This is a genomic window from Actinokineospora spheciospongiae (genome assembly GCF_003182415.1).
Lineage (GTDB): Bacteria > Actinomycetota > Actinomycetes > Mycobacteriales > Pseudonocardiaceae > Actinokineospora > Actinokineospora spheciospongiae.
On the sequence record NZ_QHCP01000022.1, the window covers coordinates 1 to 15,220 of the forward strand.

Here is a 15,220-nt window from a genome sequence, read left to right on the forward strand (position 1 = left end):
ACGCCCGGTCCCATCCCGAACCCGGAAGCTAAGCCTGCCAGCGCCGATGGTACTGCACTCGTGAGGGTGTGGGAGAGTAGGACGCCGCCGGACTAAAATTACGCCCTGGGGCTTGAGAACAACCATTCTCAAGCCCCAGGGCATTTTTGCGTTCAAGAACGTCTCACGCCCGGACGCTCGGCGAGGACGTGAACGCCTGCTCCAGCCGGTCCAGCACGCGGATCGCCGTGCGCAGCTCCTCGCCGTCGAACTCCGCCAGCGCCGAGGTCATCGACCCCGCTGTCCACCCGAGGTACCGCGTGCCCACCGCCAGGCCGCGATCGCGCAACGCGAGCAGCACCCGCCGCCGGTCCCGCCGGTCCGGTGTCCGGTCCACGTACCCGGCCTTGGCCAGTCGGTCCACCAGCGCGGTGACCGACGCGGAGTTCAGCGCGAGCCGGGTGCTCAGCCAGCCGGGGGTGGCCCGGTGGCCGTCGCGGCGGGCGTCGAGCAGCAGCACCAGGGCGCGCAGGTCGGTCGGGTGCAGGCCCTCGGCGGCGGCGAACTCGGCGGCCCGCAGGTCGAGGTGGGCGGCGATGCGGCGCAGCAGGGTCGCGACGGGGGCCGTGTGGTCCAACGGAAGACTCCTCGTGAGCGTGGACACGGTCGACATCCCCGTGTCTTAAGTTAGGCTTGCCTAAGTCGAGAGAAGAGAGGGTGTGCCATGACCCAGCCGGTCGCCGACCCCTACGACATGTCCGCCGCGGCCGTGCTGCCGGAGCGCGCCTCCTCCTGGAGCTGCCGGTCGGACCGGGCGCTGCTCCTGGTGCACGACCTCCCCGCGGAGATCGACACCGAGTGCGCCCCGCTGCGGGACCTGGCCTTCAACCTCGACCAGCTTCGGGAGACCTGCCACGAGCTGGGGGTGCCCGTGGCCCGGTCCTCGGTCCGCTTCGAGGGTGGACCCGGCCCCGGCGAGCACTGGCTGGCGAACCTGTCCGCCGACCACTTCGGCGGCCTGCGGGCGCTGCTGGACAGCTTCGGCCGCGACCAGCTCCTGCTCACCGGTGTCCGGGCGCACGCGGCGTGCCTGATGTCCGCCGCGGGTCCGGCGCTGGCCGGGGTCCAGGTGTTCTGCGTCGCCGACGCGATCGTGGACCGCTCCCTCGACGAGCACCGCCATTCCGTGCGGGCGGCGGCCGACCACGGCGCCACCCCGATCACCACCGGGCAGGTCATCGGCCAGCTCCTGGGAGTGTTGACGTGACCCAGTGCTGACCTGGTTCAGTACCGACCTGATCCGGCGCCGGTGAGCGGCCGCCCTGGTGAACCGGGCGGCCGCTCACGCGACTCCTCAGCAGGTCACCGGGCCAGCGCGGTGATCAGCTCACCGTTGCCGGTGTCGCCGGACAGCTCCCAGAAGAAGGAACCGCCGAGGCCCTGCTGCTTGGCCCACGCGCGCTTGCCCGCGATGGTGGCCGGGGTGTCGTAGCTCCACCAGTTGTTCCCGCAGTAGGAGTACGAGGTGCCACCGACGGTGCCGGTGGGCGGGCAGGTGTTCTTGAGGACCTTGTAGTCCTCGATGCCCGGCTCGTAGGTGCCCGGCGCGGCGCCGGTCGCCGACCCGCCCGGGGCGCTCTGCGTGACGCCGGTCCAGCCGCGCCCGTAGAAGCCGACGCCCAGCAGCAGCTTCGCCGCCGGGACGCCCTTGGACTTGAACTTCGCGATCGCGTCCGCGGTGGAGAAGCCCTGCTGCGGGATGCCGTTGTAGGACGTCAGCGGCGAGTGCGGGGCGGTGGGGCCCTGGGGGTTGAACGCGCCGAAGAAGTCGTAGGTCATCGGCATGATCCAGTCCAGGTACGGCGCGGCGGCGGCGTAGTCCGTCGCGTCGATCTTGCCGCCCGCGGAGCCGTCGGCGGTGGTGGCCGCGGTGACCAGGTTCCCGGTGCCGAACCTCGCCCGCAGCGCGCTCACCACGTTCTTGAACGCCTGTGGGCCGCTGCTGTCGCAGGTGAGCCCGCACGCGTTCGGGTACTCCCAGTCGACGTCGATGCCGTCGAACACGTCGGCCCATCGGGGGTCTTCGACCAGGCTGTAGCACGAGTCGGCGAACGCGGCCGGGTTCTGCGCGGCCTGGGTGAAGCCGCCGGACCAGGTCCAGCCGCCGAAGGACCAGATGACCTTGAGTCCGGGGTGCTTGGCCTTGAGCTTGCGCAGCTGGTTGAAGCTGCCGCGCAGGGGCTGGTCCCAGGTGTCGGCCACGCCGTCGACGCTGTCGGCGGCGGTGTAGGCCTTCTCGTAGTCGGCATAACTGTCGCCTATGGCGCACCGGCCGTTGGTGACGTTGCCGAAGGCGTAGTTGATGTGGGTGAGCTTCGCCGCCGAGCCCGAGGTCTCGATGTTCTTCACGTGGTAGCCGCGCCCGTAGACGCCCCACTCGGCGAAGTACCCGACGACCTTCTGACCGCCTGCGGGCGGCGGCGTGGTGGTCGGCGGGGTGGTGGTGGTCGGGGGAGTCGTGGTGGTCGGGGGAGTGGTTGTCGTCGGCGGGGTGGTGCCGCCGGTGCAGGGCGCGCCGTTGAGCTTGCAGCCCGTGGGGGCGCCGCCACCGGAGCCGTTGAAGCCGAACGACGCGGTCGCGCCCGCGGCGATCGTGCCGTTCCACCCCAGGTTCGTGAACGTGTAGTGGTTGCCGGACTTGCTCATGGTCGAGTCCCAGGCGGACGTGACCGCGGAACCCGACGGCAGGTCGAACTCGACCTTCCATCCGGTGAGCGCGGTGGTCCCGCCGTTGCGGACGGTGTACTTGCCTTCCCAGCCGGTTCCCCAGTCTTGGGTCTTGGCGAACTCGGCGGTGGGGGTGGCGGCGGCGCCCGCGGGGGCGGCGACGATCCCGAGTGTCAGGGCGGCCGCGGCGGCGGCCGCCGCGGTCAGGTGCCACTTGATCCTGGACATTTGGTCACCTCGGCAGGGAGCAGGGATACCATGTCAACTGTGGTCCAGACCAATTTCTGAAACAAGGTCCGGACCGCCAAGTCCACTCGGGAGGAGCAGTCGGATTCCGGGTGGAGGCGTGCGCGAGCACGCCGCGGTGGTGGCCGGTGGGACTTCCGGCCACCACCGAGCTTGTCAGGGGGCGGGTCTCGCCCCGGGGGTCAGCGCCGCCACGGCCTCGGCCGCCGCGCGCAGACCGGACCAGGAGGCGCCGGAGGTGTCGATGCGCGCGGCGGTGCCCCGGTCCGGTCCGGGGACACCGGTCTCCACGTGCACCACCACCGGCACCGCGGCGACCAGGGCGTCGAGCAGCGCCACCACGTCGGGGTGCCGGTGCGCGTCGCGGGTGACCACGACGACCTCCCCGCGCGCCCGCGCCCGCGCCACCGCGTCGCCGGGTTCGGCCGGGTCGACGCGCACGGCGGTGGCGTCCGGGAGCAGGTCGGCCAGGTGCGGGGCCAGGCCCCACGGGCCGGGGCCCGCGGCGATGGTCGGCGCCACCTCGACGTCGAGCACGAGCGGGTCGGCCGGGAGCCGGGCGGACCCGCGCGAGCGCAGGGCGCGGCGGGCGATGACCTGGCCGAGTTCACCGTCGTCGGGGCGGGTGGCCCGCCGGGGCGGGGCGCCGAGGGCGCGGGTCCGCTCGGCGGCCTCGGCCAGGCGTTCCTCGGTGAGGTCGCCGGTGCGGACCCGGGCCACGATGGCGTCGACGATGGCGACGACCGCTTCGGCGTCGGCGATCTGCCCACCCACGCACAGCGCGTCCGCGCCCGCCCGCAGCGAGCGGACGGCGGCGTCGGCGAGCCCGTCGGCGTTGCCCAGGTGACCGGCCAGCGCGCCCATCTCCAGCGCGTCGGTCACCACGGTCCCGGTGAAGCCGAGTTCGCCGCGCAGCGCGGTCCCGATCGCCACCGGGTTGACCGTCGCGGCCTCGGAACCCCACTCCGGCACGACCAGGTGCCCGGTCATCACCGACCGCACCCCCGCGGCGATGGCCGCGCGGAACGGCAGGAACTCCACCGCGCGAAGCTGCTCCACCGTGCGGGGGAGTACCGGCAGCTCGTGGTGGGAGTCCGATGTGGACGCGCCGTGGCCGGGGAAGTGCTTGGCGCAGGCGGCCACCCCGTGCTCCTGCAACCCGCGCACGTACTCGGCGACGTGCGCGGCGGCGGCGTAGGGCTCGGTGCCGAAGGCGCGCACGCCGATGATCGGGTCGTCCGGGGTCAGCGTCAGGTCGGCGCACGGGGCGAGGTCGAGGGTGATGCCGCAGGCGGCCAGCCGGGCGCCGAGCGCGGTCCCGGCCGCCCGGGTCAGCCGCAGGTCCTCGGCCGCGCCCAGGGCCAGCGGGCCGGGCAGCCGGGCACCGGCCACCGCGTCGAGGCGGGTGACGTCGCCGCCCTCCTCGTCGATGCCGATCACGACGTCGCCGCGGTCGGCCCGCAGCCGCGCGGTCAGCGCGGCGACCTGCTCGTCGTCGACGACGTTGCGGCCGAACAGCACCACCCCGCCCAGACCGGCGGAGAGTCGGTCGCGCACCCAGTCCGGTGCCGTGGTGCCCGCGAAACCGGGCAGCAGCACCGCTTCGGCCAGCTCGTGGATCTCGCTCACCCCTTCACCGCCCCGCTCACGCCACCGGTCACGAGCCTGCGCCGCACCAGCAGGAAGAACACCAGCGCCGGGATCGCGTACACCACCGAGGCGGCCATGATGCCGCCCCAGTCGGTGCCGAACGCGGTCTTGAACGACGACAGCCACACCGGCAGCGTCTGCTTGGGCTGGTCGCGCAGGAACACCAGCGCGTAGAGGAACTCGTTCCACGCGGTCACGAAGCTGAACACCGACGTGGAGACCAGGCCGGGGCCCAGCAGCGGCAGCGTGATCCGGCGGAACACCCCGAACCGGCCGCAGCCGTCGACCATGGCGGCCTCGTCCAGCTCGACCGGGATGCCCTTGACGAACCCGCGCAGCGTCCACACGGTGAACGGCAGCGTGAACGCCACGTACACCAGCAGCAGCCCGGCCAGGGAGTTGAGCAGGTCGGCGTCGCGCATGATCAGGTACATCGGCACGAACAGCGCCTCCAGCGGCGCGAGCTGCGCGATGAGCACCAGCAGCAGGAAGCCCTTGCGGCCGGTGAAGCGCATCCGGGCCAGCGGCACCGCGGCCAGCAGCCCGGCGACCAGCGCGCACGCCACCGACCCCAGGGTGACGATGAGGCTGTTGACGAGGAACGTGGTGAACCCGGCCTTGCCCAGCGCGGTGGTGAAGTTGGCCAGCGTCACGCCCAGCGGGATGAGGTCGTAGGCGGGGGAGAGGATCTGCGCGGGCGTCTTGAGCGCGGTGGTCAGCATCCAGTACGTCGGGAAGGCGAAGACCGCCGCGACGGCCAGCCCGAGCGCGGACAGCCACCTGCGCTGCGAACGCGTTGTCATCGGCTACAGCTCCGTTTCCGGCGAGCGGACCAGCAGGCGCATGTACCGCCAGGTGACCGCGACCAGCACGACCAGCATCAGCACGGCCACCGCGGCGGCCACGCCGAAGTGGCTCGCCGAGATGCCCTTGAGGTAGAGCAGCACCGGCAGCGTGGTGCTGCCGCCGTCCGGGCCGCCCTGGCGGATCGCCCAGACCTGGGTGAAGACCTTGAAGTCCCACAGCACCGACAGGAACGTGACCAGCGTCAGCATCGGCCGGATCGACGGCCAGCTCACCGCCCGGAACGCCTGCCACGGCGTCGCGCCGTCGATGGCGGCGGCCTCGTAGAGGTCCCTGGGGGTGTTGACCAGCCCGGCGTAGAGGGTGAACCCGATGAACGGCGTCGCCTGCCACACCACCAGCAGGCCGATGACCGTCAGCGTGCTCGCGCCGCTGGAGAACCACGAGTGGCCCCGGAAGGAGTCCACGCCCAGGGCGACCAGGGTCTTGTTGAGGATGCCGTACTCCTGGTCGAACATCCACTGGAACACCGTCGTGGTGGCCACGATCGGTGTCGCCCAGGCCAGCACCAGGCTGATCTGGAGCACCGCGCGCACCCCGGGGCCCAGGTGTCGCATGAGGACGCCGATGGCCAGGCCCAAGCCGACGGTGACGGCGACGACGACGGCGGTGAACACCACCGTGCGCACCGTGACGGTCCAGAACTCCGGGTCGGAGAGGACCTCGGCGTAGTTGTCGAACCCGACCCACTCGACCTCGCCGCGCACCAGTTCGCCGAGGTCGAGCTTGCGGAAGCTGATCCCGAGCACTTGGAGGGCGGGCCACGCCAGCAGCGCCAGCATGAGCACCACGGCCGGGGCGAGCATCAGGTACGGGACCGCGAGGTCCGACAGCGGGCGGCGCGGGCGGCGCGGCCGTGCCGCCCCGGGGTCCACCCGGGGCGGCACGGCGCGGTCGACCGGGGTCGTCGGCGCGGCCATGTCAGCCCGCGAACGCCTTGTTCAGGGCGGCGTTCGCGTCGGCGGTCGCCGCGTCGATGTCCTTCGCGCCGGTCAGGTAGGCGGTCAGCATGTCCTTGAGCGGGTTCTGGCCCGCCTCGATGGCCGCCCAGCCCGGGGTGGCCGGGACGGACCGGCCGTTCTTGGACGCCTTGGCCATTGCCGCGTTCACCGGGTCGGCGTCGAGGGCGGAGGTGTCGGAGGAGGTGCCGGGGATCATGCCCGCCTTGGCGAAGTCGGCCTGGTACTTCGCGCTCGCCATGAGCTTGAGGTAGTCCTTGGCCAGGTCCTGGTTCGCGCTCTTGGCCGGGATCGCCAGGTTGGAGCCGCCCTGGAACACCGGGGCGGTCTTGCCCGCGTCCTTCGACGGGATGGGGAACGCCGAGGTCTTCGCGGTCAGGGTGGGGTCGGACTTGGCCGCGGTGGCCACCTCCCACGGCAGGCCGACGAACATGGCGACCTTGCCCCCGCCGTAGATGCCCGCCTGCTCCGGGGTCTGCTCGTCGGCGTCCTTCGGGGCCTTGGTGCCCGAAGCCTCGGTGAGCTGCTTGTAGAACTCCAGGCCCGCCTTGGCCTGCGGGGAGTCCAGGGAGGCGGTGAACTTCGTGCCGTCCTGCTTCGCGATGTCGCCGCCCTCGTCGTAGATGAACGACAGCAGGCTGTACCAGTTCTGGCCGGGCAGGTAGAGGGCCTGGAAGTCGGGGTCGGAGCCGAACGTGGCGCGCAGCTTGGCGATGGCGTCGAGCCACTCCTGCCGCGAGGTCGGGGCAGCGGTGATGCCCGCCTGCTCGAACATGTCCTTGCGGTAGAGCACCTCGCGGTTGGCCGCGTAGAACGGGATCGCGTACTGCTTGCCGTCCCAGGAGCCGGAGGCCTTGAGGCTGGCCAGCCACTGGTCACCGCTGAGCGCGCCCGCGTCGGCGGTCAGGTCGGTCAGCACCTCCGCGGCGGCGAACTTCGGCGCCTGGGTGTTGCCGATCTCGATCACGTCCGGCGCGTCGTTGCCCGACAGGGCGGTGGTCAGCTTGTCCTGGATGCCGTTCCACTGCTGGATCTCGTACTTGACGGTCACCTCGGGGTGCGCCGCCTCGAACTCCTTGTGCAGCGCGTCGGTCAGCGTGGTCGGCGCCGAGCCGTTCATCAGCCACACCGTCACCGTCCGGGGCCCGGACTGCGCGGCCTCCCCGCTCCCGCCGGAGGAACCGGCGCAGCCCGCCAGCGCCAGCGCCACCGTCGCCGCCAAGGCGACCCCACCCACCGCAGATCTCGACCGAACCCTCACGAGCGGCACCCTTCCCGAACAACCACCGAGTGGTTTAGACCATTGCGCCCCAGAGTGGTGGGTGGTTCTCGGGATTGTCAAGACACTTCCGGAAACGTGATGCCCTTGGGCCCCCGGTTCGCGTTCCGGGCGGCGCCTTCCCAGTTAAGGCCGCGATTCACGGTCCGGCGCCCTTGCCCGGCAAGGATTGACGGTCAGCCCAGGAAGGCGACCACCGACGCACCGCGCACGCGCGTCTCGCCCACCGGCTCCGACAGCAGCCCGGTCGCCGGGTCCCACGGCAGCCGGGTGACCGAGTGCGACCGCTGGTTGGCGACGTACAGGTGCGTTCCGTCCAGGGCGCAGTGGCGGGGCCAGTCGCCGCCCACGGGGACGGCCTGCACGACCTCCCGGTGCTCCAGGTCGACGACCGCGACGGTGTTGTCCCCGCGCAGCGTGGCGTAGGCGAAGCGGCCGTCGGGGGACAGGACGATCTCGGCGGGCTGGTTGCCCGCGGGCAGCGGCAGCGCCCAGGCGGGGGTGAAGGTGCCGGTGGCCGCGTCCCAGTCGGCGGCGACCAGCTCGGGGCGCAGCTCGCCGAGGATGTGGGCGCGGTCGCCGTGGAAGGCCAGGTGGCGGGGGCCGAGGCCGGGCGGCAGGTCCAAGCGGGCGTGCGCGGTGAGGGCGCCGTCGACGATCCGGTGGGTGTGCACCGCGTCCGAACCGAGGTCGACGGAGATCAGCCACCGGCCCGACGGGTCGGGCAGGACCTGGTGGGCGTGCGGCTCGGCGCCATCGTGGCGCAACCGGGTGCTGCTCTCGCCGGGGGTGCCGTCGGCGGCCAGCGGGTGCGCGCCGACCGTGCCGTCGAGGTAGTGGGCGACGACCAGGTGCCCGGCGTGGGTGGTGAGGTGGGTGGGCTGGGCACCGAGGGTGGGGCGGGTCCGGCGGACGGTGAGGTCGGTCGGGTCGAGGGCGGTCACGGTGCCCTCGGGCAGCTCGTTCACCGCGTACAGGGTGCCGCCCGCCAGGTGCAGGAAGGACGGCTCCCGGACCTCGGGCAGCGCGCGGGTGACGGCGAGCGCGCCGTCGTCCAGGACGTCGGCCACGACCAGGCCGTCGCCGTCGATCGTGCCGATCACAGCCGTGCGCATCCGGGCCTCCCGGGTCTGGTGGGGGTGCGCATGAGAACTACCACGCCCCCGCTGCCCGCGCTCACGGACGACCGAGGCGACCGCCCCCGGTGGGGACGGCCGCCTCGGTCGGGGTCCGGCGGGTCAGTCCGATCCGCGGGCCGGGGTGCTGGCGGTCAGCTCACCGGCGATCCCGGCCAGCTCCTCGCCCACGGTCTCGTGGTGCCCAGCGGGCTCGGCCCGCCGCTTCTCCACGGCGAACCACGAGGCCACCGCGCCGATCAGGCACGCGACGATGGCGAACACGAACGCCACGGTCAGGCCGTCGGAGAACGGGCCGCTGATCAGGTTCGGGAAGAAGCTGCGGCCGGTGAGGAACGCGCTCTGGTCCGCGGGCAGCGTCGACAGCGTCGGCCCGAGGAGTTGCTCGATCGGGTTGTAGCCCAGGAAGGCCGCGAACAGCACCGCCACCGCGGGCAGGGCCGCGACCTGGGCGGCCTGCTCGGCCGGGACGCCGTGCGCGGTGAGCCCGGTGGCCATGGCCGAGGGCAGGTTCGTCGACAGCCCGGCGATGATCAGCCCGAAGAACACCCCGATCGACAGGACCATCGCCGAGTTCTGGAACGTGGCCGTCATCCCGGCGCCCACCCCGCGCGCGTCCCCGGGCAGGCTGTTCATCACCGCGGCCCGGTTCGGCGAGGAGAACAGGCCCATGCCCAGGCCGTTCACCAGCAGCAGGGTGGCGAACACCGGGTAGGAGAAGTCGACCGGCAGCATCGTCAGCGCCAGGAACGTGCCCGCGGTGACCACCAGGCCGACCGTGGCGAACACCCGGGCGCCGTACCTGTCCGACAGCACCCCGGAGATCGGCGCCGAGACCAGGAAGCCGACGGTCATCGGCAGCATGTAGATGCCCGCCCACAGCGGCGTCGACTCGAAGCTGTACCCGTGCTGCGGCAACCAGATCCCCTGCAACCAGATGATCAGGATGAACTGGAGCCCGCCGCGGCCGAGCGAGGCCATCAGGTTGGCCAGGTTGCCGAAGGAGAACGCGCGGAGCTTGAACAGCGACAGGTCGAACAGCGGGTTGTCGATCCGCGTCTCGATCACCGCGAACGCCACCAGCACCAGCGCCCCGCCGATCAGGCCCGCCAGCACCCACGGGTTGCCCCAGCCCATGGCGCTGTCGCCGTAGGGCTGGATGCCGTAGGTGATGGCCACCAGCACCGCGATCAGCCCGACGGCGAAGGTGGTGTTGCCCCACCAGTCCATCCGCGCGTGCTTCGGTTCGCCGGTGTCGTGCAGCTTCAGGTACGCCCAGATCGTGCCCAGGACCCCGAACGGCACCGACACCAGGAACACCCAGTGCCAGTTGACCGGCGCCAGCACGCCGCCGATGACCAGGCCCAGGAACGACCCGGTGATCGCCGCGACCCCGTTGATGCCCAGCGCCATGCCGCGCTGGTGGGCGGGGAAGGCGTCGGTGAGGATGGCGCTGGAGTTGGCCATCAGGAAGGCCCCGCCGACGCCCTGCACGATCCGCCACGAGATCAGCCACCAGGCGGCGGCGTCGCCGTGCATCCAGGTCACGGCCAGCAGGATCGACGACAGGGTGAAGATGGCGAAGCCGGTGTTGTACATCCGCGCCCGGCCGTACATGTCGCCCAGCCTGCCGAAGCTCACCACCAGCACGGCGGTGACCACCAGGAACCCCATCATCAGCCACAGCAGGTACCCGGTGTTGCTCGGGTCCAGCGGGTTGATGCCGATCCCCTTGAAGATGTCGGGCAGCGCGATCAGCACGATCGAGGAGTTGATCGTGGCGATGAGCAGCCCGAGCGTCGTGTTCGACAGCGCGACCCACTTGTACCGAGGCCCCAGCTCGGCGAGTGTCCGCGTGCGTCCCTTGGGCACCCCTGTACCTCCAGCCTGAGGAAGACTTTAGGTTAGCTACGCTAACGGATTTCGTTGCCCATGCCAACCATCCCCACCTTGTCGCCCGTCACACCCCACCGGGCGCGGAGTAGGTTGGGCCGGTGGCCCACAGCGACGAATTCCTCGCCTTCTGGGGTGAGCGGCACCTGTGCACGCTCACCACCCTCCGCCCCGACGGCACCCCGCACGTCGTCCCGGTCGGCGTCACCTACGACCCGGAGACGGCCACCGCCCGCGTCATCACCCACGGCGCCTCCCGCAAGGCCCGCAACCTCCGCGACGGCGGGGTGGCGGTGGTGTGCCAGGTGGACGGTGCCCGCTGGTCCACTTTGGAGGGAGTGGCGGCGGTCCGGGGGGACGCGACCGCGGTGGCCGACGCGGAGCGGCGGTACGCGCTGCGCTACCGCGAACCGCGGCCGAATCCCGAGCGCGTGGTCATCGAGATCCAGGTGACCCGGTTCCTGGGGACCTTGCGCTAGAGCACGCACTGTCGGGCGCCGGGCTTTGAGGGGGCGAGTGCGCTTCGTCGTGACCGCGCGACCAGGGCTCGGGATTTATCGGTGTTGCCCGTCTGGGGGAATCTGCTTGACCACCGGGGCGACCCCTACGGCGATCATGCGATCCAGAGTGTCAGGTGGGCTGAAAGATGCCCCACCGCCCAGGTGGGCCGCTACCAAGTGGGTCGCCAATCGCGCCGAGGATGCTGAATCTCGCGTCATGTTCGACGGGGGTCCGTTGGTGCGCCAGCACAGCGCTGCTCATTCAAACTGCGACAGCAGCGAAGCCGCTTCTTTCCACTGCACGCAGGTCGGGCGTTCCCCGGTCGTCAGGAACTCGGCCACAGCGGCATAGACGGTGTCGACCGGGACTTCGGCGTAGGGCGGGATGTTGGTCTCATCCATTCCGGCGAGGTAGTAGCCCGACCATTCGTCATTGGTGCCGATGGTGGGTACGTAAGCTGCGGCGCTCAGTCCCCATTCCAATACCCCGACCGTGTTGTTGACACCGAACGTCAACACCCCCTGTTCCCTGTTGCGGAGGTCGATCCGCTCACGCGACAGCGACCAGGCCCACGGAATCTCCACGCCGGCGTCGTTGAGTTCCCGGACTTGGGCGACCAGGTCGACGCCTGGCGGGATCATGGCGAAGAACAGGAACGGGTTGTGGGTCAGTGGTGTCGTCACAGCGGCGCTTTCCTCCGGTAGATTCGCTTGAATGGATTTCCTTGGGCGTCGGAACCCAGAACGGTCAACGTCCGACCTTCCGGCAGGAAGCTTTCCAGATAGTCGTGACACCCTTGCGAAGGGTCGCCCGATCCGCGCGGAGCATGATTTATTATCACTTTTCCGTGGTGGGCGTGGTTGTTCACCATCACCATGACCACTTTCATCTCGACGTGGTTCGCAACGCGGACGGCCTGTCTCATGTCCAAGGTCTGCAAGCGTTGCCCCACTTCCTGAGTCCACCCATCCGACCGGTGCGCGGTGAGTGTGCCGAAGCCGCGTCCGTCGATCAGCGCGTGCCCCACGATGACAACGTTGCCCATGCCCCGGCGCACCCGTGGCGGGAGATCATCGCAGTAGGGCACCGCTTCTACCGGATAACGGTCGCCGTGCTTGTTCTCCACCCCGGGTGAGGCGGGAGATGGAGCCAGTCGTGGCCGTGCCGGGGTTGGATTCGGCCCCACCTGCGACGGAACCTGTGGTGCACCTGATGACGGCGTACCGTTCCCGGGGTGTTCCGCTGAGGCGAGGTGGGCCTCGATGAGCTGTTCGGTCTCGGCGACGCTCCGCCATACCACGCGCAGCTCCTCCAGCACGGCCGCGTAGGAGGTCGGCATGTAGCCGATGATGCTCACGGCCTGCTCGATCACGGTCGCCGCGACGACGAGGCACTCCCGTACCGCCGTCAGCTTCGCCAGCACCGCGTGCAGCGCTACGGCTGGCTCCCCCGCCGACATCAGGCCATCCCGTGCCTCGGCGAGGAAGGTTGACGTTCCATATCACTTATTGTTGCTCAATATCGCTCTCAGTGACCACTTTGATGCCGGTGTCCTACGCCTGGGGTGCCCCCGTTGCCGCACTCGTACAGACCGCGGCGGCGCCCGCTGACGCAAGTTGCACAACGTGTGCACTTCGCTGTATTGCTCCGCTGCCCGACACATTCACCCACCCGGGCTTCTCCGTGGCTGGGTCGCCGGTGTGGTGGACGGTCGACTGGCTGCGCTTGTGGGTCCGGGGTCCACTCAGCCCCGGGCCGCCAGTGCGGCCAGGCCCGCGTAGTCGCCCGCGCCCAGGGTGCGGCGGCTGGTTTCGCACGGGGGTGAGGCGGGGGTCATGACCTGGTCGGGGTTCGCCGTCTGGTCCACGTGGGCCAGTCCCGCCGTGTGCAGGCGTTCGTGGGTCAGCGTGGTTTCCAGGTCGTAGGCGTTCGCGCAGTTCTGGGGGCGGGTGGTGAACCAGGTGTGGGCGCGGTTGTCGAGCAGGGTGTCGGAGGTGAGCACGATGCCCTGTTGGGTGGCGTAGGTGCAGGTGTAGGCGAGCACCCCCGGGGGCAGTGCGCCCCAACTGGTGACCGACTTGCCGTCGTTGCCGGTGCAGCGGCCGTTCGCGCTGATCTGCGCGGTGGCGCCGACTTCGCCGCCGTAGGCGTGGACCGTGGTGAAGGTGGCGGGTTCGCCGCAGCGGTTGATGCCCGTGGCGACGGTGTCGGAGGCGCTGGTGAGGGCGGGCAGCGCGGTGTCGGCGACGGCGGGGGCGGCGGCCGTGCCGTTGTAGTACCAGGTCAGGGTTCCGCTGATCCGCCACCTGTTGAGGGCGTAGGAGTGGTCGGTGCACGCGGTGTCGGTGGTCGGGCGCGGCGCGGCTGCCGGTCCGCCCGCCCGGATGGCGCTCGCGATGACGCGGGTGCCATCGGCGGTGACCGCGCCCCGCGCCGGGGCCCCGGGGGCCACGGTCGCACCCGGGGTGTCCAGCGTGGCCGCCACCGCCGCGGCGAGGACGAGGGCGGCGGCGGTGGTGGCGCCGTGGCTGCTGCTGCGCATGGTGTTCCTCCCCGGGGGCGTGGTCGCCTGCGACGACCCTGCCGGGGCTCGGGTGCGCGACGGTTGCCCGCTCGGTTGCGGGTCGGTTGCGCCCGCCGCCGGGGTGGCCACCCGGTCGGGTGACGTGTCCCGTGCGGACGGTCGGGTGCGGTCGTACTTTGGTCCGGCACGGGCCGGGCGGACGCGGGCCGCCGAGGGAATGGGGTGGCCGGGTGGCCCGGATACTGGCCGTCGACGGCGAGCCGGGTGTCGAGCGGGTGCTGCGGGGGTTGTTCGGCGGCAGCGGGCACGAGTTCGTGTCCACCTCGGACGGGCGGTCCGCGCTGCGGCTGCTCTACCGGGTGCGCCCCGACCTGGTCCTGCTGGGCGTGGAGCTGCCCGGGGTGGACGGCTGGTCGGTGCTGGAGCGGGTGCGCGACCTCGCCGACCTGCCGGTGCTGCTGCTCGGCGCGCACGACACCGTCTCGGCCAAGGTGCGCGGCCTGCGCGCGGGCGCCGACGACTACCTGGCCAAGCCGTTCTCCTGCTCGGAGCTGCTGGCCAGGGTGGAGGCGCTGCTGCGCCGCTGCGGCGGTGCCGGGGCGGGCGGGGCCGCCGGGGTCTTCGACGACGGCCTGGTGCGCGTCGACCACCGGACCCGGGTGGTGACCGCCGCCGGGCGGGAGGTGGAGCTGACCGCCATCGAGTTCCGGCTGCTCACCACCCTGGTGCGGCACGCGGGGGCGGTCCTGTCGCTCGGCCAGCTCCTCGCGGCGGTCTGGGACGACCCGGCGGGGGTCGGGCCGGACCGGGTGAAGTTCGCGGTGCTGCGGCTGCGCCGCAAGCTCGGGTGGGGCGGGCGGGACTCGCCCATCCTCGCCGTGCGCGGCGTCGGGTACCGCTACCGGGCCGCCCCGGGCCGGGTGCGGGCCCACGGGGTTTCCGGAGTGGTTCCAGAAATGTCCTGAATAGATTCCCTGGGTACCCGACACGCCCGGGTGCGCGGCGCTCGTCGCCCAGGGTGTGCCGCGTTTCCGCCAGGCGGGTGAGCGGCCACCCGGGTGTCTCAGGGGTCGGACCGGGTGCTTTCACGGAAGAGTGAACCGGTAGGCTTTGTCCTCGCGCACCGCAGGTGAACACTGGCTCTGAGTAAGATGGATCATGGTTCAGTCCAGCGTTTCACTCGTGAGGGCGATTACCTCATTGGGGGGCGCGCGTACGAATACAGGTGAGAGTCGAGACGCACACCAGATGTGCCGATGCGAGGTGTTGTCCGTGCGACGCGTGCCGCTGACCAGCGTGCCGCCTGCGGGCGCGCGCCCTCGGCGCCACCGCGGCTCACCCCGCCACCGGGCGGACCCGGGCCCACAAGGCACACCGCGGTCCGGCCCACCCCCGTGGACCACCCCCACCCGTCCCCGCACGAACCCCTGATCGGGGCGCGGACACGCGCGCAGCCGCGTGC

Annotated in this window: 14 protein-coding genes and 1 rRNA gene; 4 read left to right on the forward strand and 11 right to left on the reverse strand. The window is 71.4% G+C overall.

Annotated features, from left to right (window positions below; translation table 11 throughout):
• A 5S ribosomal RNA gene (gene rrf, locus DFQ13_RS32360) occupies positions 1 to 93 on the forward strand; the annotation flags it as partial.
• A 70-nt stretch (positions 94 to 163) separates the two neighbouring features.
• On the opposite strand, the gene DFQ13_RS32365 is transcribed toward rrf, so the two are convergent.
• Positions 164 to 616, reverse strand: a complete 453-nt coding sequence (locus tag DFQ13_RS32365) for a MarR family transcriptional regulator (protein WP_219994727.1) — start codon at positions 614 to 616, stop codon at positions 164 to 166.
• 87 nt (positions 617 to 703) lie between these two features.
• On the opposite strand from DFQ13_RS32365, the gene DFQ13_RS32370 reads away from it, so the two are divergent.
• The gene (locus tag DFQ13_RS32370) at positions 704 to 1,246 is read left to right on the forward strand and encodes an isochorismatase family protein (protein WP_035290494.1); all 543 of its coding nucleotides are present in this window, start codon (positions 704 to 706) and stop codon (positions 1,244 to 1,246) included.
• A gap of 95 nt (positions 1,247 to 1,341) precedes the next feature.
• On the opposite strand, the gene DFQ13_RS32375 is transcribed toward DFQ13_RS32370, so the two are convergent.
• The 7 genes from DFQ13_RS32375 to DFQ13_RS32405 all read right to left on the reverse strand — a co-directional run bounded on the left by DFQ13_RS32375 (position 1,342) and on the right by DFQ13_RS32405 (position 10,712).
• Positions 1,342 to 2,934: a glycosyl hydrolase family 18 protein gene (locus DFQ13_RS32375; RefSeq protein WP_110082563.1), complete on the reverse strand. Its 1,593-nt coding sequence runs from the start codon at positions 2,932 to 2,934 to the stop codon at positions 1,342 to 1,344.
• Positions 2,935 to 3,108: 174 nt separating this feature from the next.
• The gene (locus DFQ13_RS32380) at positions 3,109 to 4,581 is read right to left on the reverse strand and encodes a glycoside hydrolase family 3 N-terminal domain-containing protein (protein ID WP_110082564.1); all 1,473 of its coding nucleotides are present in this window, start codon (positions 4,579 to 4,581) and stop codon (positions 3,109 to 3,111) included.
• The gene (locus DFQ13_RS32385) at positions 4,578 to 5,405 is read right to left on the reverse strand and encodes a carbohydrate ABC transporter permease (RefSeq protein WP_110082565.1); all 828 of its coding nucleotides are present in this window, start codon (positions 5,403 to 5,405) and stop codon (positions 4,578 to 4,580) included. Before DFQ13_RS32385 ends, DFQ13_RS32380 begins: the two co-directional genes overlap by 4 nt.
• 3 nt (positions 5,406 to 5,408) lie before the next feature.
• Entirely contained in the window at positions 5,409 to 6,386 is a 978-nt protein-coding gene (locus tag DFQ13_RS32390) for a carbohydrate ABC transporter permease (RefSeq protein ID WP_110082566.1), read from the reverse strand.
• Position 6,387: 1 nt separating this feature from the next.
• Positions 6,388 to 7,686, reverse strand: coding sequence for an extracellular solute-binding protein (locus tag DFQ13_RS32395; RefSeq protein WP_233438684.1), 1,299 nt, complete (start codon positions 7,684 to 7,686; stop codon positions 6,388 to 6,390).
• Positions 7,687 to 7,880: 194 nt separating this feature from the next.
• Positions 7,881 to 8,819, reverse strand: a complete 939-nt coding sequence (locus DFQ13_RS32400; protein WP_035278749.1) for a lactonase family protein — start codon at positions 8,817 to 8,819, stop codon at positions 7,881 to 7,883.
• A 123-nt stretch (positions 8,820 to 8,942) separates the two neighbouring features.
• Positions 8,943 to 10,712, reverse strand: coding sequence for an MFS transporter (locus tag DFQ13_RS32405; RefSeq protein ID WP_110082568.1), 1,770 nt, complete (start codon positions 10,710 to 10,712; stop codon positions 8,943 to 8,945).
• A gap of 122 nt (positions 10,713 to 10,834) precedes the next feature.
• On the opposite strand from DFQ13_RS32405, the gene DFQ13_RS32410 reads away from it, so the two are divergent.
• Complete coding sequence (locus DFQ13_RS32410) at positions 10,835 to 11,212, forward strand: PPOX class F420-dependent oxidoreductase (protein WP_035278746.1); 378 nt, start codon at positions 10,835 to 10,837, stop codon at positions 11,210 to 11,212.
• A gap of 279 nt (positions 11,213 to 11,491) precedes the next feature.
• Here the strand turns inward: DFQ13_RS32410 and DFQ13_RS32415 are convergent, their stop codons facing one another.
• The 3 genes from DFQ13_RS32415 to DFQ13_RS32425 all read right to left on the reverse strand — a co-directional run bounded on the left by DFQ13_RS32415 (position 11,492) and on the right by DFQ13_RS32425 (position 13,776).
• Positions 11,492 to 11,917, reverse strand: coding sequence for an Imm1 family immunity protein (locus tag DFQ13_RS32415; RefSeq protein ID WP_035278745.1), 426 nt, complete (start codon positions 11,915 to 11,917; stop codon positions 11,492 to 11,494).
• The gene (locus DFQ13_RS32420) at positions 11,914 to 12,693 is read right to left on the reverse strand and encodes a DddA-like double-stranded DNA deaminase toxin (RefSeq protein WP_110082569.1); all 780 of its coding nucleotides are present in this window, start codon (positions 12,691 to 12,693) and stop codon (positions 11,914 to 11,916) included. Before DFQ13_RS32420 ends, DFQ13_RS32415 begins: the two co-directional genes overlap by 4 nt.
• A gap of 285 nt (positions 12,694 to 12,978) precedes the next feature.
• On the reverse strand, positions 12,979 to 13,776 hold the full coding sequence (locus tag DFQ13_RS32425; RefSeq protein WP_035278740.1) for a M10 family metallopeptidase domain-containing protein: 798 nt from the start codon (positions 13,774 to 13,776) through the stop codon (positions 12,979 to 12,981).
• A 212-nt stretch (positions 13,777 to 13,988) separates the two neighbouring features.
• On the opposite strand from DFQ13_RS32425, the gene DFQ13_RS32430 reads away from it, so the two are divergent.
• Entirely contained in the window at positions 13,989 to 14,723 is a 735-nt protein-coding gene (locus DFQ13_RS32430; protein WP_110082570.1) for a response regulator transcription factor, read from the forward strand.
• Positions 14,724 to 15,220: the final 497 nt, after the last annotated feature.